Source organism: Pseudomonas edaphica (assembly GCF_005863185.1).
Taxonomy (GTDB): Bacteria; Pseudomonadota; Gammaproteobacteria; order Pseudomonadales; family Pseudomonadaceae; genus Aquipseudomonas; species Aquipseudomonas edaphica.
Genome location: NZ_VBVZ01001098.1, coordinates 1 through 706 on the forward strand (window position 1 = coordinate 1; position 706 = coordinate 706).

General features: G+C 58.8%; 1 pseudogene. It reads left to right on the forward strand.

From position 1 onward, the window contains the following. Positions 1-706 (forward strand): annotated as a pseudogene (locus FEM54_RS33465) (MFS transporter); the annotation flags it as partial.

Genomic DNA, 706 nt, shown 5'->3' on the forward strand with positions numbered 1-706 from the left:
TGTTGGTGAACCTGGCGTATGCGGTGATTGATATCGCGGTAAAAGCCGGGTTTGGCAGCCTGCTCCCCGTTGATCAGCGCAGTGAAGCGTTTTCGATCAAATACACGCTGACCAATATCGGTTATGCCGTCGGGCCGTTCCTGGGCGCGGGGTTGGCCGCCGTGGATGCCAGCCTGCCGTTTCTGATGTCAGCCGGGCTGGGTGCCGGGTTCTTGTTTATTTACTTCGTGTGGGGCGACAGGCGTTTGGAGACGGCCCAAGCAAACCAGCCACCCGTAGCGTTCCTGGCGGTCGCCACACTGCTGCTGCGCGATTACCGCCTGGTGTGCTTTACCCTCGGCGGACTTCTCAGTGCCGTGGTATTCGGCCAGTTCACAGCCTACCTCTCGCAGTACCTGATCGTCACCACTACACCTCAGTAGACCTACCGGATCATCAGCACGATCGTGGCCACCAATGCCCTGACAGTTATCAGTTTGCAATACAGCCTCGGCAAGCGGCTTTCCCCGCGCGACCTGAATCGGTGGCTTGCCGCTGGCCTGAGCCTGTTTATTGTCGGGCTGGGCGGGTTTGCGCTGTCGACCACGCTGCTGATGTGGGTGCTGTCGATGGCGATTTTCACCCTTGGCGAAATTATCGTGTTCCCGGCCGAATACATGTTCATCGATAACATCGCGCCCAATCACCTGCGCGGCATGTACTACGC